Source organism: Chryseobacterium oryctis, assembly GCF_025971925.1.
Taxonomy (GTDB): Bacteria; Bacteroidota; Bacteroidia; order Flavobacteriales; family Weeksellaceae; genus Chryseobacterium; species Chryseobacterium oryctis.
Map to the genome: position 1 here is coordinate 1 of NZ_JAPDHV010000011.1, position 21,527 is coordinate 21,527.

19 protein-coding genes are annotated in these 21,527 nt (G+C 32.4%); 7 read left to right on the forward strand and 12 right to left on the reverse strand.

What is annotated here, in order from left to right:
- Positions 1-388, reverse strand: a 388-nt coding sequence (locus tag OH806_RS16165; RefSeq protein WP_264744719.1) for a hypothetical protein, incomplete at its 3' end; no start/stop codon positions are given.
- Between the two features lie 175 nt (positions 389-563).
- On the opposite strand from OH806_RS16165, the gene OH806_RS16170 reads away from it, so the two are divergent.
- Positions 564-917: a helix-turn-helix transcriptional regulator gene (locus OH806_RS16170; RefSeq protein WP_264744720.1), complete on the forward strand. Its 354-nt coding sequence runs from the start codon at positions 564-566 to the stop codon at positions 915-917.
- 311 nt (positions 918-1,228) lie between these two features.
- On the opposite strand, the gene OH806_RS16175 is transcribed toward OH806_RS16170, so the two are convergent.
- The 4 genes from OH806_RS16175 to OH806_RS16190 are packed head-to-tail and all read right to left on the reverse strand — an operon-like array spanning position 1,229 to position 3,440.
- The gene (locus OH806_RS16175; protein WP_264744721.1) at positions 1,229-1,687 is read right to left on the reverse strand and encodes a tRNA (cytidine(34)-2'-O)-methyltransferase; all 459 of its coding nucleotides are present in this window, start codon (positions 1,685-1,687) and stop codon (positions 1,229-1,231) included.
- Positions 1,688-1,718: 31 nt separating this feature from the next.
- Complete coding sequence (locus OH806_RS16180) at positions 1,719-2,537, reverse strand: tetratricopeptide repeat protein (RefSeq protein WP_264744722.1); 819 nt, start codon at positions 2,535-2,537, stop codon at positions 1,719-1,721.
- On the reverse strand, positions 2,534-3,100 hold the full coding sequence (locus tag OH806_RS16185) for a phosphatase PAP2 family protein (RefSeq protein WP_264744723.1): 567 nt from the start codon (positions 3,098-3,100) through the stop codon (positions 2,534-2,536). The genes OH806_RS16180 and OH806_RS16185 overlap by 4 nt, the downstream gene beginning before the upstream one ends.
- A 4-nt stretch (positions 3,101-3,104) precedes the next feature.
- Positions 3,105-3,440, reverse strand: coding sequence for a Sec-independent protein translocase subunit TatA/TatB (locus tag OH806_RS16190; RefSeq protein ID WP_264744724.1), 336 nt, complete (start codon positions 3,438-3,440; stop codon positions 3,105-3,107).
- A gap of 248 nt (positions 3,441-3,688) precedes the next feature.
- Here OH806_RS16190 and OH806_RS16195 point away from each other — a divergent pair, with 248 nt between their 5' ends.
- A complete protein-coding gene (locus OH806_RS16195) occupies positions 3,689-4,633 on the forward strand; it encodes a hypothetical protein (protein ID WP_264744725.1) in 945 nt (314 codons plus the stop codon).
- Positions 4,634-4,707: 74 nt separating this feature from the next.
- Here OH806_RS16195 and OH806_RS16200 read toward each other — a convergent pair whose 3' ends face one another.
- The 7 genes from OH806_RS16200 to OH806_RS16230 form a co-directional block, all read right to left on the reverse strand.
- Positions 4,708-5,931: a TCR/Tet family MFS transporter gene (locus tag OH806_RS16200; RefSeq protein WP_264744726.1), complete on the reverse strand. Its 1,224-nt coding sequence runs from the start codon at positions 5,929-5,931 to the stop codon at positions 4,708-4,710.
- A gap of 116 nt (positions 5,932-6,047) precedes the next feature.
- Positions 6,048-8,960 (reverse strand): protein translocase subunit SecD, encoded by a 2,913-nt coding sequence (gene secD, locus OH806_RS16205; RefSeq protein WP_264744727.1) that lies wholly within the window; start codon positions 8,958-8,960, stop codon positions 6,048-6,050.
- Between the two features lie 358 nt (positions 8,961-9,318).
- Positions 9,319-10,101 carry a hypothetical protein gene (locus OH806_RS16210; protein WP_264744728.1) on the reverse strand — a complete coding sequence of 261 codons (783 nt, stop codon included), beginning with the start codon at positions 10,099-10,101 and terminating at the stop codon, positions 9,319-9,321.
- Between the two features lie 46 nt (positions 10,102-10,147).
- On the reverse strand, positions 10,148-11,506 hold the full coding sequence (gene hemN, locus OH806_RS16215) for an oxygen-independent coproporphyrinogen III oxidase (RefSeq protein WP_264744729.1): 1,359 nt from the start codon (positions 11,504-11,506) through the stop codon (positions 10,148-10,150).
- A gap of 110 nt (positions 11,507-11,616) precedes the next feature.
- The gene (locus OH806_RS16220) at positions 11,617-12,513 is read right to left on the reverse strand and encodes a sialate O-acetylesterase (protein ID WP_264744730.1); all 897 of its coding nucleotides are present in this window, start codon (positions 12,511-12,513) and stop codon (positions 11,617-11,619) included.
- Positions 12,514-12,590: 77 nt separating this feature from the next.
- Entirely contained in the window at positions 12,591-13,601 is a 1,011-nt protein-coding gene (locus OH806_RS16225; RefSeq protein ID WP_264744731.1) for a WD40/YVTN/BNR-like repeat-containing protein, read from the reverse strand.
- Positions 13,602-13,654: 53 nt separating this feature from the next.
- A complete protein-coding gene (locus OH806_RS16230) occupies positions 13,655-15,286 on the reverse strand; it encodes an APC family permease (RefSeq protein ID WP_264744732.1) in 1,632 nt (543 codons plus the stop codon).
- A gap of 165 nt (positions 15,287-15,451) precedes the next feature.
- Here OH806_RS16230 and pnuC point away from each other — a divergent pair, with 165 nt between their 5' ends.
- The 5 genes from pnuC (at position 15,452) to OH806_RS16255 (ending at position 21,507) form a co-directional block, all read left to right on the forward strand.
- Positions 15,452-16,123 carry a nicotinamide riboside transporter PnuC gene (pnuC, locus tag OH806_RS16235; RefSeq protein ID WP_264744733.1) on the forward strand — a complete coding sequence of 224 codons (672 nt, stop codon included), beginning with the start codon at positions 15,452-15,454 and terminating at the stop codon, positions 16,121-16,123.
- A gap of 4 nt (positions 16,124-16,127) precedes the next feature.
- The gene (locus tag OH806_RS16240) at positions 16,128-16,784 is read left to right on the forward strand and encodes a hypothetical protein (protein WP_264744734.1); all 657 of its coding nucleotides are present in this window, start codon (positions 16,128-16,130) and stop codon (positions 16,782-16,784) included.
- Positions 16,785-16,886: 102 nt separating this feature from the next.
- The gene (gene dapF / locus OH806_RS16245) at positions 16,887-17,654 is read left to right on the forward strand and encodes a diaminopimelate epimerase (protein ID WP_264744735.1); all 768 of its coding nucleotides are present in this window, start codon (positions 16,887-16,889) and stop codon (positions 17,652-17,654) included.
- A 31-nt stretch (positions 17,655-17,685) separates the two neighbouring features.
- A complete protein-coding gene (mltG, locus tag OH806_RS16250; protein WP_264744736.1) occupies positions 17,686-18,711 on the forward strand; it encodes an endolytic transglycosylase MltG in 1,026 nt (341 codons plus the stop codon).
- A gap of 156 nt (positions 18,712-18,867) precedes the next feature.
- Positions 18,868-21,507, forward strand: coding sequence for a TonB-dependent receptor domain-containing protein (locus tag OH806_RS16255; protein ID WP_264744737.1), 2,640 nt, complete (start codon positions 18,868-18,870; stop codon positions 21,505-21,507).
- The last annotated feature ends 20 nt before the right edge of the window (positions 21,508-21,527 follow it).

Here is a 21,527-nt window from a genome sequence, read left to right on the forward strand (position 1 = left end):
CGAGAGCATTGAAGAATTTTTTAGATTCTTCATTGTCTTTTCTTCTAAAAAATACTCTGTCACCCTCTTTTTCAACGACGAGTATAAAATTTACTTTACCATTCTTTATAACGGGAGCCTCCAGAAAGGTTTCTTTTGTTCCCATTGTTATTGCATAATCCCAATAGATGTTTCCGAAATTGGCTGTAAAATAATTTTCGTCACCATACTTTTCGAAAACCTTTATTACGTTTTCGATATACTTTTCATCTTCTTTCCAGAGACTTTTAGAATGATATTCTTTAGATTGGGGATTTATAGAGGTAGTAATCTCATCGTGTACACAGGAGTGTAGCATAAAGGCAAATGCTGACATTAGCAATAGCCTGAGAAATAAATTTTTCTTCATACGTTTTTTTTTGGTTGTTAAATATAATACTTTTTCTTTAATCACAATCATGTGATTATTATTTAACAAACTTAACAATAAAAGTCAAAAATTTTTCAATAATTTTATTCGGGTTTTATTCGAATTTATTCGCATAACCTTATATTTGTAAAAAGTAGCTATGGTAAAAGAAAAATTGATAAAGGCACGTAAAGAAAGAAAATTTTCTCAGCAGGATATTGCCGAGCATCTCAGCATCAGCCAGACCCAATATCAGAGAAAAGAAAAGGGCGAGATAGGCATCTCCAATTCTGAATGGGAACGTATTGCAAAGCTTCTGGAAGTAGATGTAGAAGAGATAAGAGAAAATTCGGAAGCCACCAACGTAATGAATAATTTTGATGACAGTTCGGGCAACATTGGAAATACCAATAATTATTACAACGTTCCAGAGTCTTTATTAGAAAACTTACAAGATTATATTTCTATGCTAAAAGAAGAAAACCAAAGACTAAAAGAAGAAATAAAAACCTTGCGGGAAGGTAAATAGATCTGTTTTCTCTTTTTTAATATAGAGTGTGTTTACACTTTTATTTTAACCGCAAAAGACACAAAAGTTTTTTTAGTGTATGGGTTTTTCCTAAACACTTTAGTTATTTAAAGTTTTAAAATGATATTGCTTTAAAGTCCATATAAGAAGAAAATCAAAGATTTTCAAAAAAGCTAAAGTGTGCTTATCTAGATTTTTATAATAAACTAAAAAAACTTTTGTGTCTTTTGTGGTTTATTTTTTGGTAAGTTTAAACAAGTTTAATAAATAAAATACAAAAAGACACCTGATAGGTGTCTTTTTTATCTGTGTTACAAATTCTTAAGAGCAATCTGCCTTTTTGCTTCCCCCACTACAAAAGCAACAGAATTAGCAATATTAAAACTTCTGATTAATTTTGACATTGGTATCGTTACATGATTATCAAAACGCTCCAAGACTTCTTTACTCAGCCCTACGCTTTCTTTCCCAAAAACAAGCCAGTCTCCATCCTGAAAATCAGTTTCCAGATAAGATTTTTCAGCATGAGAACTCATCAAAAAAACACGTGACAAATCCGGAATATTTTTTATCCATTCTTCAACATTAGGATATTCTGTAACGTCCAGATGTACCCAGTAATCTAAACCGGAACGTTTCAGGTTTTTATCATTAATTACAAATCCGAAAGGATGAATAAGGTGCAATCTACTTTCCGTACCCACACACAATCTCCCGATATTCCCCGTATTATTCGGTATTTCAGGCTCTACAAGAACAATGTTTAACATGTTGAAATCTAAAAATAAATGCTTTATGTAATTATTTTGCGGGTGTTGTACATTTAGAATAATAATCTGTTAGTATATTTTTTTCATACCCCAAAGCAACCGCTTTATCAAGATTGGTACAGGCTTCTTTCGGTTTTGCTGTATCAAATAAAATCAGTGCTTTCGTAACATAAGATTGTGCAAATTTAGGGTCAATAGAAATAGCTTTATTTACATCTATAAGAGCTTCTTTAGATTTTTTCATTTTAAGATAAACATCTGCTCTTCCATTATACAAAAGAGATTCCGGTTTTTCGGAAATCAACTGATTATAATCTTTCAAAGATCCCTCCAAATCACCATTATTCTTTTTAAGATTCGCCAATCCTGTTTTAGCAAAAATATTATCCGGAGCAAAGCTTAAAATCTGATTCAGGTCTTTTACAGCCAAATCTTTTTTTCCCTGACTGTCGTAGATTTTAGAACGAGTAAGATACATATCTATATTTTCAGAATCAACCTGAAGACCTTTTTCAATATACTCCAATGCTTTTGTTTTACTTCCTCTCTGGCTGTGTAAAGAAGCCAGATTGGCATAAACAGAAGCCGACATAGGATTTGATTTCAAAGCCGATTCATAAGATTTAAAAGCCAATGCAGGTTTTCCTAATCTTCTTTGTGCCGTACCGAGATTATTATAATATTCTGATTGGAACTTCTGAATTTTCTCTTTCTCAGCTAATTTTGAGTATTGCTCTTCTGCACATTTGTAGTCTGCTTTTTTAAAGCATTCTTCGGCAACTTTTGCATCCTGAGCATAGAAATGTAATGATGTGATTCCGAAAGTTAAAATAAGTAGATGTTTTTTCATATGGTTTTAGTTTGTTTGTTGATGACTTTTTTTGCAAGTGCACTGAAAATAACACCCAATAAAATACCAACAAACGCCCCCACCAAAATATCTATCGGGAAATGCACTCCTAAATAAATTCGGCTATAAGAAACCACTACAGCCCACACAAATATAGCATAAGGAAACCATTTAAGCTTATTTTTTAATAAAATACTTAAATAGGTAGCTAAAAAGAATGTATTAGAAGCATGAGCTGAATAAAATCCGAACTGCCCTCCGCATTTCACAATACGCATATGATGCTCTAAAGTTGGGTCGTGACAAGGTCTTAATCTTGCCACACCATATTTGAAAACACTTGCAAGCTGGTCTGAAACCGTAACCCCAATTGCAACAAATATAAGTATAAAAACTAAAGACCTTAGTTTATAATTTTTGAATAAAAAATAACAAAATATAATATAAAGTGGAACCCAAATCCAGGTACTAGAAATCAGCATCCAAAATTGATCAAAAGACGAGTCTCCCAAATTATTGAGAAACAAAAAGACTTTTTTATCTTCCTGAATAATCTCCTCCATTCTCTTATCTGCTTACTGGTCCTTCGTAAGTATCGTCATCTACAGGTTTAGGTTTCGGAGGCTCATTAGATGCTTTAGGTTCTGTAAGAATATCTTTCTCAATATCCTTCATTGGGTTGAAATCTTTTGCAGCATCTTTCACCTTTTCAATCTCACGTTTAATCTCAGAAACAGGATTATCTGCTTCTTTCATTATTTCCGTTTTGATGTCTTCTACAGCACCACGCATTTTTCTTACACCCGACCCAAGGTCACGTGCAATTTGTGGAAGTTTATCCGGTCCGAATAATACAACGATTGCTACTGCAATCAGCGCCATTTCTCCAATGCTTAATTCCATTCTGTAAAATTACAAAAGATTATATACATATGATATACTTACATACTATTTTAAATAAATTTTAATAAATGGAATCCTTGCCTTCAAATTAAACATTGGTTTTCAATGTTCTTTTAATTCCAAAAAGCTCATTCTTACTAAGGAAAATTAATAATTTTCAAGCATTAACAACAATTAATTCACTAAAAATAGATTAATATTGAAAATTTTATTAATTTTAAAACACTAAACCTTAAAAATATTTAACTATGAAAAAACTGCTAACTACATTCAAGGTATTTGCAATTTTATCTGCATTTACTCTTACTAGCTGTCAAAACGAAGACAGAGAAATTCAAACTCAGGAAAATGTTGTTCAGAAACTAACAATTAATGATTTAAAAAAGGAAATTGCACCAACGAATCAAACATTTCCTGAAATTGTTCAAGCTCAAATTAGCGATTCGAAAATCAATCTTGAGAAACATCTAAAAACTGATTTACAAATTACAGGAGTAAGTGTTTTAGGTAAAATTTCAACTCAAAAAGGATTGGAAATTTCTCAAAACTTAATCTCGCAAAAAGACAATTATGTCGCAACAGGAAACATTTTGAATCCTGAATCGGTAAAAATCGGAAAAATTCAGAATCTTAATTCCGGAGAAGAATTAACAACAGCTCAAAGTGAACTAAAAAATTTGTTCGGAAGAGAAATCACAGTGAATTCTGATGTACTTGAAATCTCCTGGAACAACAAAGGAGAAAAATTTACTACATTGTGCTTTTACAATGATTCCGGAATTATCTGGGATAATGTTCTTGCAGGATTGGTAATGATGGATGAAAGAGGGAATTCTGAAACGCCTAATAATACACAGGCAAAAGTTTCATCTAAATGGTACAAACAATGGTGGACAGCCAATTGGCTTTGGGGTTCTAAAAGAGGAGAAATGGGGTACAAAATTACAATTTACTACACAGGTTCATCTGTTTCTAATGTAGATGTAAGTGATTGGGCATCCATAAGTTTAGGAAAAGCGAAAAGTGAAAGTAAAGTGACGAAAAGAACCGGAGCTTATGGACAATGCAGATATGCTCTTGGACTTTGTACACCTACAGGTTCTTTAAGCTTCAATTCGACTAATTTTTCAGTATCATTCTCCGGATTAGGAAGCAATATTGTAAGCAACGGAACTAAGTCTCTTTATCCGTAATACTCATTATTTTCAATAGTATAGAAAATGGGGAGCCAAAATTTTGACTCCCCGTTTTTATTATAAAATAAATTTTATTTTTTAATATTTTTCTTTTGGAAATTAAGGTAAGTAATCACCACACTTATTGTCATTAAAATAAACGCCAAAAAGAACGGCGCTCCTGAAAATTTAAAAGGTGCTTCATCATGTGTAAAATAGTAAAACAAATTCGTCATCATTGGAGGTCCGATAATTGAAGTTGCACTCATTAAACTCGTTAATGCACCCTGCAATTCACCTTGCTCATTTGACGGAACACTTTTCGTGATTACAGACTGAAGAGCCGGCCCACAAATTCCTCCTAAACAATAAGGAATAAGGAATACAAACATCATCCAGCCTTGTGTAGCAAAAGCAAACAACAACATTCCTATCGCATACAAGGTCAATCCGTAATAAATACTTTTCTGTTCACCCAATCTTGGAGTCGTCCATCTTATTAATCCACCCTGAACCAATCCTACCAACAAACCTACAACACCTAAAGAAATTCCGACCATTCTTTCATTCCAATTGAATTCATACATGGTAAAGAAATTCCAGTTACTTTGTACAGCATGACCAGCAATATAGATTAAAACCAATGAAGTCACTAAACCTGAAATTTCAGGATGCTTTCCTAAAAACTTAAATGAACCTATAGGATTAGCTCTCTTCCAATCAAATTCTCTTCTTTTATCTTTATCTAAACTTTCAGGAAGAATAAAATATCCGTAAAGAAAATTTAAAAGACATAATCCTGCTGCTGCATAAAAAGGAACTCTTGCCCCATAATGCCCTAACATTCCACCTAAAACAGGTCCAATAATAAATCCTAATCCGAAGGCTGCACCAATTAATCCAAAGTTTTTCGCGCGGTCTTTATCTGTCGAAATATCAGCAATATAAGCACTGGCTGTAGTTACACTTGCACCTGTAATACCCGCAATAATTCTTCCTAAAAAAAGCCACCAGATTGTAGGAGCCAAAGCAAGGAAAATATAATCTACAGCAAACCCCAAAAGTGAAATTAAAATGATTGGTCTTCTTCCGAATTTATCACTCAGATTTCCTACAACCGGAGAAAATACAAACTGGGTAAAGGCATATGCAAACCCCAACCAACCACCATATTTAGCAGCCTCACTTATGTCTGCATGAATGAGCTCCTTAATTAATTTAGGAACTACCGGAATGATTATTCCCCATCCCGTAATATCGATTAACAGCGTAATAAATATAAAACTTATAGCAGCTTTCTTCCTTGAATTTTCCATAGTTGTGCAAAAGTAATCAAATCAGAAAAATAATCATTAAAAAAATTCAATTCAGTATCAGTAACAAAAAAACCTTTCAAAATTGAAAGGTTTTTTCTTATTTATTGTAGTATAAATTATTTTGAAGCAAGAACTTCTTTATTTGAAGTCGTTTTACCATGTACTTCTTCTTCTTTTCCTGTTTTCAAGAAATCGTAAGCAATAGCCGATGCAATAAAGATTGATGAGTATGTCCCGAATCCGATACCAATCAACATTGCAAACATAAACCCTCTCAAGTTATCTCCTCCAAAGATGAAGATTGCCAAGATTACTAAGATTGTAGTGAATGAAGTATTGAACGTTCTACCTAATGTACTAGAAATAGAGTCATCAAATAATCCAGCTAATGTTAAAGATTTTTTCTCTCTCAAATACTCTCTAATTCTATCGAAGATAATTACCGTATCGTTGATTGAGTAACCTAATACCGTCAAAATAGCAGCAATGAAATCCTGATTGATTTCCATGTTGAATGGCATGAATTTGTGAAGCAACGAATAAGCTCCCAAAATAATTACCGCATCGTGGAATAATGCTGCAACAGCACCAAGAGAGAACTGCCATTTTCTAAATCTGAATAAAATATAGATAAAGATACCTGCCAATGCAGCTACTACTGCAAGAATACCATGAGTTTGGATATCATCTGCAACAGTTGGTCCTACTTTTTCAGAAGAAATAATACCTGCATGGTCTTTATCTGCAGATTTAAACTCAGTTAAAGTCAAGTTACCTGGAAGATTATTTTTCAAACCTTCAAATAGTTTTTGTTCAATTACCTGGTCTGCTTTTAAAGATTCATCTTCAATTAGATAATCAGTTGAAATCTTTAATTGCTTAGAATTTCCATAAGTTTTAGCTTCAACTGAAGAGTTTTTACCATCTTCGGTCTTGAAAAGTTTAACTAAATCTTCTTCAATCTGGTTAGCGTTTACCTCTTTATCAAATCTTACCACATAGTTTCTACCTCCTGTAAAGTCGATACCATATTTAAATCCATTTGTAAATATAGAACCAATACAGATAACCGTTAAAATAGCTGAAACGATATAAGCATATTTTCTTTTTCCGATAAAATCAATCCAAACATTTCTGAATAAATTCTTAGTTGGTGGAGTCCAAACTGAAAGATGTTTTCCTTTATTTAATCTGTTAAATATCATTACTCTTGAAAGCAATACAGACGTAAATAAAGTCATTACAATACCAATCATCAATGTTAATGCAAAACCTTTAATAGGTCCTGTTCCGAAGAAGAATAATACAACCGCAGTAAGTAAAGTTGTTAAATGCCCGTCAATAATTGCACTTAATGCATGTTTGAAACCATCTTTGTACGCTTCAAGTATACTTTTCCCAGCAAATAATTCTTCTTTAGTTCTTTCGTAGATAATTACGTTGGTATCCACCGCCATTGCCATTGTAAGTACAATACCTGCAATACCCGGAAGTGTAAGAGTAAAGTCTCCGGAATCCATAATTCCGAAAATATAAAATAAGTTTATTACCATTGCGATAACGGCATAAACTCCCGCTCCACCATAATAAACAATGATATAAACGATAATGATTAAGAATGCAATAGCAAAAGATAAGAAACCTGCATTAATAGATTCCTGTCCTAAAGAAGGCCCAACTTGTGTAGCCTGAACAACTTTTGCACCTGCAGGTAATTTACCTGCTCCTAAAACGTCTACCAATTCTTTAGCTTCTTCCTGAGAGAAGTTACCAGAAATCTGAGTTCTACCGTTAGGAATTGCACCTACAACGTTCGGAGCAGTATAAACTCTGTTATCAAGAGTTACAGCAACTGGTTTTCCAACGTTTTTCTCAGTTAATGTTTTCCATTCCTTAGCACCTTTAGAATCCATCTGCATGTCTACTACTATTCTGCTCAGTTCATCATAGCTGATATTAGCAGTCTCAACAGCACCGTCTACTGGAGCCTTTTGGTTAATATTACCTCTGATTGCATACAATACTAAGCTTTCAGCATCTGTTGCTTCAGGCTTATATCCCCACATAAACTGAGTATATTTAATGTTTGCAGGACGTAAAGATTGAGCAATTTTGCTGTTCAAAATTTTATTTACGGCTGCTGTATCAGTCAATTTCACACTTCCTACTGCACTTTGGCTCATTGATTTACCACCTTGCATTAAGTTCATGAAATTAACGTTTTTAGCAACTCCCATAGAATCTCCTTTTGCAGCTACAACAGTAGATAATGTCTGGAAATAAGGAACTATTTCGTTAATTTGTTGTACTTCCCAAAACTGAAGTTTTGCAGAAGTCTGAAGCATTTTCTTTACCTTGTCGATATCTTTCATACCAGGCATCTCAACAGAAATTCTAGCTGTACCAGGTACTCTCTGTACGTTTGGCTGAATAGCTCCAAGTTTATCAATTCTTGTTCTGATTACCTCAAAAGCAGTTCCTACAGAAGCATCAATTCTTCTTTTAACAATGCTTTTCACCTGATCATCAGAAGTATTGTACTTAATCTCAGTAAGATTAGTATTTCCGAAAAGCTCAGGGTCAGCAAGCTTTAAGTTTGTACCTTTTGCTTTGTTTACAGCATCAAACTGCTCAAAGAAATTATCGATGTAAGATTTTGTAGAATTCTTCTGAACTTCATCAGTTTTATTTAAAGCCTCAATAAGAACCGGATTGGTAGAATAATTCGTTAAATCATTCACCAAGTCTCTCTGGTTAATTTCCAAAAGAACGTTGATCCCTCCTTTCAAGTCAAGACCAAGTTTCATTTCCTTGTCTTTGGCTTTTGAGTAATAAAGTTTATTGAACCCTAAATTCAAAGTATCCTTAGAAAGTCTTGCGATTTCTTTCTGGTACTTTTCCGGATTGTCTCCTGCAATAGCAGTCGCCTGCTTTTCAATTTTGCTGGCGTACCATGTTGGTAATAGCTCGTTTAAGCAAATTAACCCTAGTACAATAGCAACAATTGTAATAAGTCCTTTTCCTTGCATTTTGTTATAACTACGTTAAATTAAGTCGGCAAATATAATCATTTTATTGAATTTTATGAATTTTTAACAGCAGAAATCATTTATTTTCAGATATATCGGGTATATTATCTGCATTAAAAATTTATCAATTTTTAACCCTTATTTTAATTGATTTTTCAATTTTGACAAAGGTAACATTTTCATTAAAAACCCCAATATACTAAATATCAAAATATTATACAAAATTCATTTCTAATAACATCTTCTATTTCTTCTTTTATTCTTAATTTATAAAGCGTTAGTTCAGAAGAATATATTTTTGGCATGAAACCATCATTAAACAAAAAATCAACTCAAAATTGAGTCGATTTTTTTTTGCTTAAAACAAATTATCTTTTACAAGACTGGCTCCGTTCTTAACAGCCAGTGAATTGAGAGCATTTACATATTTACTCGCAATGTTTTGGAACACATAAAACTTAATTATTTTAATATTTCCTTTATCGTCTGTTGGACCAATAATCTGAATACGATAATATTTTTTATTTTTATCGTAAACTTCTGATTTAATTTCTTTTACATCTTTCCATTGAATGATATCAAAATCTGTAGCCTTTAAAAAATATTTTTTAATCTGGCTTTCCGTAATATCCAGTCTTAATTTATTATCACCCTCAAAAACATCTATCCCTCTGGATTTCAGCCATGTTACAGCATTACTTTTTGAAGCATCGTAATTATCATAGATTAAATCCGGTCCGCCCTGCAATTTCGCAACGTGCTGAACAGCCTTTGAAAATCGGTCTCTTAATTCCTTTGTTTTGAAGTGAATACCAATATATAAAGGCAAACCTTCATGAATATAATTTGAAACAATATATAAAATATTTTTTCCAGCTTCATCATCATTAATCCTTAGGTCATTAATAGTACTCCAGCTAAACCAGGTATAGATATCTCCTTTATCGTTTTCAATTCTTATTTTTTCAGGAGTTACCTGTAAACGGTTTCCTGAAGCAACAGCAACAGAGCCACTAAAATAATCAAAACCTTCCAGTCTTTTAGAGTTTATCCAGTCCAATGATTCTTGTAAACCTTGGGAAAACAATTGCTGAAAACACAACAATAATGAAAATACTAATGTTTTTACAATTTTATTCATGGCAGTTAGTTTTTAGTTTAATCTATGATTTTTTTATCAGTTTTTTTTAAATCGTCATAGAAAAAATCCTTGTTTCAGGTTTATTTCTCATCATTCTAAGGTCAAAAACCATTGCTACATTTCTTGTAAATGCCCTTCCTTTTTCCGTAATTTTTATCTGATTATTATGAATTTCAACCAATTCATCGTTTTCCATTTCTTTCAACATTTCAAAGGCATTTTCAAGCTCAGGAAAAGAATTCTCAATATCAAAGGTTGTCTCAAGCTGACACATCAAATTCAGAATATGTCTTCTTACAATCAGATCTTCTTCATTTAAAATATGTCCTTTTACTACAGGGATTTTGCCTTCTTCAACCATTTGCTGATATTCTTCTACTGTTTTTACATTCTGAGCAAAAGCATACCAAGAATCTGAAATTGCAGACATTCCTAAACCAACCATCAACTGAGTTTTGCTTGAAGTATACCCCATGAAATTTCGGTGTAGTTTTTTATGAATTAAAGACTGGTACAGATCGTCATGTTCAAGAGAAAAATGATCCATTCCTACTTCTATGTAACCTAAGTCCTGTAACAATTTTTTTCCATCTTCATACAAGCGACGTTTTTCTTCTCCACTTGGAAGGTCATTTTCATCGAAACCTCTTTGCCCAACACCTTTTACCCAAGGAACGTGAGCATAAGAATAAAATGCCAATCTATCTGGTTTCAATTCCAAAGTTTTTCTAATAGTATACTCCATTGCATCCCAATGCTGATGCGGAAGCCCGAAAACCAAATCATGGCTAACTCCTTTATATCCAATTTCTCGCGCTAATTCTGTAACTTCTTTTACTTTTTCAAAAGGCTGAATTCTATTGATAGCTTTTTGAACTTTCGGATCATAATCCTGAACACCAAAACTCACCCTTCTGAACCCTAAATCAAATAAAGTCTGTAAATGTTCTCTTGTTGTGTTGTTCGGATGTCCTTCAAAAGAAAATTCCGGATGTTCTGCTATTTCAACAGTATTAAAAATACCCGTCAATAATTTTTTAAGATTTTCAGGAGAGAAAAACGTAGGTGTTCCGCCTCCCAAATGCAATTCTTTTAATTTTGGTTTTTCGTCAAAAAGCTGAAGGTACAATTGCCATTCTTTCAAAACACTTTCCAAATAAGGTATTTCTACACTATGCTGCTTTGTAATACGCTTATGACATGCACAAAAAGTACACAAAGCCTCACAAAAAGGCAAGTGAATGTATATGGAAATTCCTTCTTTAGAATTTGTCTCATGAAAAGACTTTATTACACTTTCTTTCCATTTTTCAGGTGAAAAAGTACTCTCATCCCAATAAGGAACTGTAGGATAAGATGTATAACGCGGTCCCGGAATATTATATTTGTCAATTAAAGAATTCATTCGAAATGTAAAATTTATTTAGAAATTTCGTTTGAAATTTCATAATGCAAAATTAAATATAACTTATGAATTTTAAATCATAAATTATATCAGCCTTTTATTTTTAAGATTTATTTTATAATCAGTCTAAATACTTCGTCAGCGAAATTTTTTCCTAAATCAATGTATCCTTCACTGTTATAATGCCAAGGATCATTTCCATAGCCATAATTTTTAGTAGAACGAACAATCGCTGCTTTTTTGTCATTCAAAACAAATTTTTCCTGAGCATACTGCACAAGCTCACCCATTTTCCATACCCTACCCGATTTATCCTTTCCAGAATCTGAAATTTTTCCGATAACTACAGGTAAGTCATCTATCAACATTGTAGCTCTCATTTGATTCATCAAAATCTTCAGGTGATTGTAATAGCGATTTGCAATTTCTTCATTATAACTTGCATCACCCTCGCCCTGCATCCAAATAATTCCGGAAGGTATGATCTCATCTTTCTTTCCATTTCCGTCTATATCCGTTTCTGCCAAAGCGTTTTTAATGGTTTTCAGAAAATTATCATATTGGTTAATTCCATTTTTCCCATTAAAATCAGCATCCCAACATCCAAAATTACCTGCAGCAAGACTATCGATTGAGGTTCCTTCTCTTGCATATTTTATTAAAGCAATTTTATCATTTGGAAAAAGTTCTTTCATTCTTTTTGCAAATGATAATTCTACTCCGAATCTATCTGAAAGCATATTCGTTTTTCCATCAGATTTAAAACCAGTTCCATTTCCAGGTTTCAAAACATCCCATTTCCCAACACCTCCGTTCAAATCTCCATCAGGTACAGAATTTCCCTGAAAAATATAAACATCTTTGAATGTTTTCAAATCATTAGATAGGTCTTTATTATAACCAAAACCATTCATATTCGATTGTCCTGCCAAAATAAAAACCCTTATTTTTTGTGAAGAAAATAAAACAGGAAATAGTATAAAGAGAAATAATTTAATGAATTTCATATTAATTTTTAAACAAAATTAACCCTAGAAAAATTAAATACAATAATATTTATAGAGATATGTTCTATAGTCAGGATTTAAAATTTCAACTTCATCACAGAAACTTTATCCTTTCCAGCAAAAACAATGGTATTTTGATCAATCCATTCACAAACAAAAAAACCTTTTTCATCAGAAATTTTCTTCCAAGTTTTTCCATAATCAGAGGAATAACTTATATGCTGATCTCCTACCGAAATTATTTCTTTTCCTTTTGATTTTGGCTTTATTTTCACACAAGTTATATATCCTGCATTTTTGCCAGATGCCTGAATCTGCCATATTTTCCCTCCATCATGAGTAGTTGCAATATTATTAATGCCTTCAAATTGCTTGGTATAATCTCCACCCACTGCAATTCCAAACTTATCATCAAGAAAGTCTATAGAATACATACCTTGAGAAGGTTCTCCCTGTACAAAAGGAGTATTAAAAACCTCTAGTTTTTCATTCTTCAGATTTAATCTTAAAATTCTTGAAACTTTTCCTCCAGTTGCAATCCATAGATAATTTTTTGATGAAGCTATATTTGTATTACTTGCTGCAAATGCAGCTTCGCCATCATTCAATTTAAAATCATTTTGATAAAAACGCCAATCTCCATTTTTATAAACCATCAATTTTAAACGACCTGCATTCGGATCGCTAAAAGCATATCCTAAATCATTATTAACAAAATGAAAGGCATCATAAAAAGCAGTTTTTACGGTATCCTTAAATACAATTTCAGATTTTAAAGTTTTTTTATCAATCTTAAAAAATTCAGCAGGACTCTCAATATTAATTGCATAAAATGATTCTTTATCCTGAGCTAATGTTCTAAACTGAAGTTTTTTCTCCGAAAGCTGAGTTTGTTTATGATTTTTAGGATTAACTAAATCCACAAAACCGAATTTAGAATCAGTTCCGCTATACCAAACTTTATTGTCATAGATTTCAATAGCTCTGATACTTATTTTATCATTAAAAATAGTTTTAAAGCTCTCTATTTGCTGAGAATACATAAATATACCCAACACTGAAAGTAAAAAGGAAAATGTCTTTTTCATAATAAACAAAAATAAAAAATCCACAGAATCTGTGGATTTTTTAACAATATATTTTATAAATCTAAATCTGGTTTTTCCAAAGGTTCTTGTTCTGCTTTGAAAGTTTCTCCAAAACCTCCATTTTGAAGTTTTGAATGTTTCTTACTGTACAGGAAATAAATAATGAAACCTATTATTAACCAAGCAAATGAATACATTTTCGCTTCATAGCTTAAATTGAAAATCAAGTATATGTTAATTGCAATACCCAAACAAGCAATTAAAGGTAAAGCCGGAACTTTGAAGTTTCTCTGCAAATTCGGTTCTTTTACTCTTAATATCCAAACTGCAACACATACCATTGTAAACGCAAACAACGTTCCGAAACTTGTCATATGAGCTAAATCATTAATTGGAGTAAGGGAAGCAACAACAGCAATTACAACGCCCAAAATCCATAAATTTTTAGTAGGAACTGCCGTTTTAGGATTTACTTTTGAGAATGTTTTAGGAATTAATCCGTCTTTAGACATACCCAAGAAGATTCTTGACTGTCCCATAATCATTACCATCAATACTGAAATCAAACCAACTGTTGCAGCAATTGTAATAATATATCCTGCCCAAGCCTGACCTGCAATATCAAATGCATAAGCTACTGGAGCTTTGATTGCATCCGGATATTTACCAAGCGGATTAAAATCTGTATAATGCATCATACCTGTTAAAACAAGAGATACCAAAATGTATAATAACGTACAAATTACCAACGAAGCAATAATAGCAAACGGAACATCTTTTTTAGGATTAATAGCCTCTCCTGCTTGTGTAGAAACAGCATCAAATCCAACATAAGCGAAGAAAATTGCTGACGCTCCTGCAATAACTCCTCCTATACCATAAGCACTATGAGAAACACCATTTTCTGTAATTGTAGTTGCCGCAGGAATAAAAGGACTCCAATTTTCTGGGTTTATAAAGAACGCTCCTGCAATAATTACGAAGATAATTGCTGAAACTTTAAGCATTACGATAAAATTATTTGCTTTTGCTGCTCCTTTTGTACCTCTAACCAAGATTGAAATAACCAAAAGAACAATAACTAATGCTGGCAAATTCAAGAAAAGTTTAAATCCGAATATTTCTGGAGCATTATTATACATGCTAATAGTTTCTTGAAATGTCAATAATTTATCTGCGGGTAAGTTTCCTTTTGCGATTTGTGCTGTAGCTTCACCGAAAGCTTTAGCAGCTGTTCCAGGATCCGTTGTCATCCAATAAGGAAGATGAAGGCCAAACATTTTGAGGAGTTTACCAAAATATCCCGACCAGGATACGGCGACCGTCATTGATCCCATTGCATACTCCAATATCAGTCCCCAACCGATAATCCAAGCGAAAATCTCTCCTACTGTTCCATACGCATACGCATAAGCAGAACCTTCAACCGGAAGAATAGAAGCAAACTCTGCATAACACAAAGCTGCAAATACACAGGCAATCCCCGCAATTACAAATGATAAAGCTAATGCAGGTCCTGCATTATAATAAGCTCCCGTTCCTGTAAGTACAAAGATTCCTCCTCCAATAATTGCTCCGATTCCAATAGCAGTAAGACTCCATTTCCCTAAAACACGTTTCAACTGGCTCTTTTTGATATCAGCTTCATAAGCGCTCATTGGTTTTTTAACCCAAATTTTTGACATATTCCATTATTTATTTAAGATTTACGAAAATATAAAAATTTTACAACTCTGAATGTTTATTGATAAATTTTCATTAATAAATTTAAATAAAAACGGTTAAAACACTGATTCACATATTATTTAAATCATTTTAAAATATGCTTTTTTTTACGTATTTTTGATAACATGAATTTATACGATCTTTTCGTAAAACCCTATGAAACCTACACTCCACTACAAATTCTATTAGAAAGCTGTGGTGCATTCTTCGGAATTCTGAGCGTATATTTTTCAATTAAAAAAAATATCTGGGTATATCCTACAGGCATCATTTCCACACTGATCTATGTATATATTCTTTTCAATTTCGGATTATTGGGAGATTGTATGATTAATGTTTATTATTCTGTAATGAGTGTATATGGATGGATTTTGTGGTCAAAAAATTCAGAAGACCAAATACATGTGGAAGTTTCCTGGGCTACAAAAAAAGAATGGATTTACGGAAGTCTTCTTTTTATACTCAGCTTAATTATAGTTACCATCATATATTATTACAAACCTTATATTGACAATAAATTTTCGATGGAGGGTACAAATTTAGGTTTGTATCATCTTGATTGGGGAAATTGGCTAGATATTTTTACCACTTCAACATTTTTAATCGGAATGTGGTTTATGGCCAAACAGCGCATTGAGAACTGGATTTTTTGGATTATCGGAGATTTTATTTGCATACCAATGATGATTTATAAAGGACTTGGGATCACTTCGGTTCAATATTTGGTATTTACAATAATGGCTATCTTAGGATACCTAAATTGGAAAAAAAGTTTTAAACAAAAAAAAGTACAATAAAGTCATGAAAAATTTATTAAAAATAGCGCTCAGTGTTTTTGCTATTAGTAGTTTAACTTCTTGCCTTGCATATTCTGACGGATATGCTAGTAACAATTACGGTTATGGTGACCCATATTATAACAACGGATATTACTATGCTCCATCTGGATATTATGGAAGCGGCGGATATTATGGAAACGATGGATATTATTACAGAAATGATATTAATTATTATTATGATAATGGTATGCCATATTATTATCAAAACTACAATAATTCAAGAAGAAAAGTTTATGTAGAAAGAAGAGCAAATGCTACAACTTCTGCAAGACCAAATAATGGATTCAGAGGAAATCCTACAGGAAGCGGAAACAACAATAGTGGTTTCAGAAATCAAAACCAGCAACAAAATAATAACAATAGCGGTGGTTTTAGAAATTCAAATTCAAACAACCAAGGTAATCAGAATAACCAAGGAAGCGGATTTAGAAACCAACAGCAAAGTAGCCAGAGACAAAACAGCAGTAACAGCGGATTCAGAAATTCAACTTCTCAGCCAAGTTCCAATAGCAGTTCCAACTCTGGAGGTGGTTTCAGAAACAGTTCACAACCTGCTCCGCAGAACAACTCACAGCAAAGCACATCTTCCTCAAATTCAGGAAGCGGGTTTAGAAGATAATATAATCATTCTAAATAATAAAACGAACAGCTAACACTGTTCGTTTTTCTTTTAAATATCATTAATTTTGTAAGCTTTTTTTAGAAAAAAATAAGAATTAATATGGAATTTTATAAATATCAGGGAACAGGAAATGATTTTGTAATGATTGACAATAGAGATTTACAGTTTCCAAAAGATAAAAATATAATAGAAAAACTTTGTGACAGACGTTTTGGAATCGGCGCAGACGGTCTTATCCTTCTGGAAAATGATGAAAATTACGATTTCAAAATGGTTTATTACAATTCTGATGGAGGAGAAAGTACAATGTGCGGAAACGGAGGCAGATGTCTTGTTGCTTTTGCTTTTTTTCTTGATATTTTCGAAGATAAATGCAAATTTATAGCAATTGATGGTGAACACGAAGCCGAAATCCACAACGGAATTGTAAAACTGAAAATGATTGATGTAAACACAATTTCCAACGATGGAGAAGATACTGTAATGAATACAGGCTCTCCTCATTATGTAAAATATGTAGAAGACTTAGTAAATTATAATGTTTTTGCACAAGGAAACAGCATCAGAAATTCTGAGAATTATAAGGAAAACGGTATCAATGTCAACTTTGTGGAAAAAATTTCTGATGATGAAATATTCGTAAGAACCTATGAACGAGGCGTTGAGGATGAAACTTACAGCTGTGGAACAGGAGTTACAGCTTCAGCTTTAACTTTTCTTCAAAAAAACAATCTAACCTCCATAAAAGTTAAAACGCTAGGCGGAAATCTGAAGGTTTATGCTGAAAAAAATGCTGATAACTTCCAAAACATTTGGCTGGAAGGTCCCGCAAAACAAGTTTTTAGAGGTAAAATAGACCTTATTTAAAAATTAGCAAAAACTTTTTTAATCAACATTTATGAAAAAAGCTATTCTCATTATCATCTTACTTGTTTTTGTAATAGGAGGATTTTTCGGTTTGAGATTTTATAATAAATATTATGGCAATAATGTAGAAAAAGACGGATATGTTTTGATTCCTCATAATGCGAGTTTTAAACAAATTCTAGATTCTACAGCAAAATATGTGAAAGATAAAGAGTCTTTCGAAATTGTTGCTAAATCTAAAGACCTTGAAAAATACTTTAAACCCGGACGTTACCATTTCCAAAAAGGATTAGGAAATACAAACCTCGTTAATATGATTAAAGCCGGAAATCAAACTGAAAATAGTTTTAGAATCGGTGATTTTGGGGATATGTATCAAATGATTGGTAAAGTAACTAAAAAAACAGAACTTGATTCTTTAAAATTCGTAAATGATCTTAATGCTATTGCAACAGAAAAAGGATATAAAAATGCTGAAGATTTAAAGAAATATCTGTTTATTGATACTTACAATTTTTATTGGACTGTAACACCAAAAGAGTTTTTCAAAAAATTTGAAGATCAATATAATGAGTTTTGGACCAGCGAAAGAAAAACTAAAGAACAGGAATCAGGATTAACAAGAGAGCAAATTTATGCTCTTGCTTCGATTGTTTACAAAGAATCTGGAGGCAAAAAAGATGAAATGGAAACAATTGCCGGTTTATATCTGAATCGTTACAGAAAAGGAATGAAACTACAATCTGACCCGACTGTAATTTATGCTATAAACAAACAGACTAATTTTAAAGAAACGATAAAAAGAGTCTTTTACAAACATCTCTCTACTCCATCTCCCTACAATACTTATGCAAATGCAGGAATTCCTCCAGGACCGATTTGTATTGTAGATAAAAATTCAGTAGATGCAGTGTTGAATGCCGAAAAAAACAATTATATTTTTATGTGTGCAGATCCTGCAAGATTTGGATATCATAAGTTTACTGCAAGTGCAGAAGAACATGCTATAAATGCAAAAGCTTATCAGAATTGGTTGAATTCAAAAAATATAAAATAATTAACTTTATTTTAACAAAATAATAATTAACATTCGGCTATTAAAAGCGACATATATAACATATACAAATAAAAAATTATCTTATTTTAGAATTTCCACAATTGATAATTTTAAAATATTATGAATAATAATTGACGATTTACATAAAACAAATCTATGAACCAGACGGAAATTATCCACCTTTTCACAAAAAAAACGTTAGGGCTTACATTTGTTCTGTCAGCAGCAGCACTGGCTTTTGCTCAGGATAAAGTAGGTATTTCAGGATCAATTGTTAATAAAGACAATATGCCTGTACCTTATGCATCTGTAACTTTCAGTAACAAAGCTAATAAACTGTTTAGCGATGCAACTCTTACTGATGAAAAGGGACAATATAAACTAGATCTTGCTCCGGGAAATTATGACATAACTGTTGAAGCTATTGATTACAAAAAAAGCCTTGTAAACAAACAAATTACTTCTGCAGGAAATATCGGTGCATTATCTATAGAACCTGAAAAAAGTACTACTAACTTAAAAACTCAGGACATACAAGGTGTTGTTATTACTGCACAAGCTACAAAGCCATACAAAGTGGAGCTTGACAAAAAAACATACGACCCCTCTCAGGATATTGTAAGCAAGGGAGGAAATTTACAAGATGTTTTAACCAATGTACCTTCAGTTTCTGTTGATACAGATGGAACTGTTTCTATGAGAGGTAATTCTAATGTAAAATTCTTAATCAACGGTAAGCCTTCTTCACTTTTAGGAATTGATGATGGAGCAAATGCATTACAAAGTATTCCTGCCGACCAAATTGAAAGAGTTGAAGTAATTACCAATCCTTCTTCAAAGTTTGAAGCTTCAGGAACAGCAGGTATTTTGAATATTATCCTTAAAAAAGATAAAAAAATGGGGTTCAACGGAAGCGTTACTGGCTCTGTAGGATACCTGCCAAGAACAAACCTTAATGCTAATTTGAATTGGAGAAAAGGAAACTGGACTTGGCATGTAAACGGAGGTGGTGGTTATCAAAAAAATGAGAGCACTAGCAAAAACTCTACTATACAAAAGTTTACTGACATTAATAGTATTCCTTTAAATAGTTTTCCTTATACTCAAACTAGTATTCAAGATGGAAAAACAAAAAGAGAAGGTGATAACTATAACCTCACAGCTGGATTTACCCATGACATTTCTGATAAAACATCTGTTAATTTATCTGGAATGCTCAGAAGTTTTAACAATGATCAAAATGCTCTCAATATTTACGATGAAATTGAGTATCGTACAGTAATGGGAGCCGATCCCAATGATCCTAACTCGACCATTGAAATTGGGCCAAGAACATCAGAGAAGTTATCCAGAACAAGAAATAGCGTTGGTAATAATAAAAACTTTGCTACTCAACTAGATTTCGGTTTAGATCAAAAAATTGGGGATAATGGACAAGTTGTTTACATTTCTGGTAGTTATCAAACTAATAAGTCAGATGGTACAAATGTTATCAGACAAAATTCATATAATATTACCAAGAATTTAACTGAAAAAAATCTGATCAATAATGTAGATACCCATTCTCAAACCAAAACCTTTATTGGTAAAGCAGATTATGAATTGCCTATTGGTGATAACTCTAAATTTGAAGCGGGAGCAAGATATGACTATAATAAAAATACTTATAACTATTTTGTGAATGAAAGTAATGGAGGAAGCCCTTATTACACAAGATATGATTTCACCAGCAATACAGTTTATTCAGAAAGCATTTTGGGAATATATGCTCAATTTAAAAGTAAAATTGGTGAGAAATTCGCATATCAATTAGGATTAAGAAGTGAAACATCATCCATTAATATTAATTTTGATTATAATAAGTTGATTGAAGGAACACAAGATAGTTACGAACCAAAACATGAAACGGTTAAGAAAAACTATACTCAATTCTTCCCCTCTGTATTCTTAAGCTATGATTTAGGAAATAAGGATCAGTTATTATTAAACTACTCTAGAAGAATTAATAGACCAAGAGCATTTTCATTAATTCCTTTCATGTCCTTTGATGATGATAGAAATTACTTCCAAGGAAATTCCGACCTAAATCCAACTTATGAAAACTCATTTGAATTAGGTTATAGTATTTCAAACAAGAAAATTACATTTAACCCTACATTATACTTCAAAAAATCTCAGGACGAGCAAAACAGATATCAATATCTTTTGAATGGTTCTATTTATACAAAGCCTGTAAATGTTGGCTCTGAAACTAATTACGGATTAGATCTTAATGGTACTTATGATCCTTTCTCTTGGTGGAAAATGATGCTTTCCGCAGATTTATACGGGTATAAAAATACAGGAAGCTTTAATTTATTCCCAGAAAATCCGAATACTCGTAACGATTTCTCTGGCACAGGTTTTTCTTATCGCTTAAGATTTAATAATACTTTTAAAATCGATAAAACATTTAGTGTACAGCTACAAAGCTTCTACAGAGCCGGCGAAAAAACTGCAATGAATGATAGAAAAGCAATGTATGGAATAGACTTGGGAGCATCGAAAACAATCTGGAACGGTAATGGAACAATTGGATTCAATATCAGAGATATTTTCAACACAAGAAGAATGAGAAATTTCTCAAATACCGAACAATTTACGCGTAATATGGAAATGCAATGGCAACCAAGACAGTTTGCACTTTCATTTACTTATAGATTCAAACAAGGGGAAAAAATTGATATAAAACCAAAACCGAAAAAGGATATCAATTCAAATACCAAAGGTGAAGATGACCAACAAGGTCCAATGTAATAACATAAAAAATCCCGAAA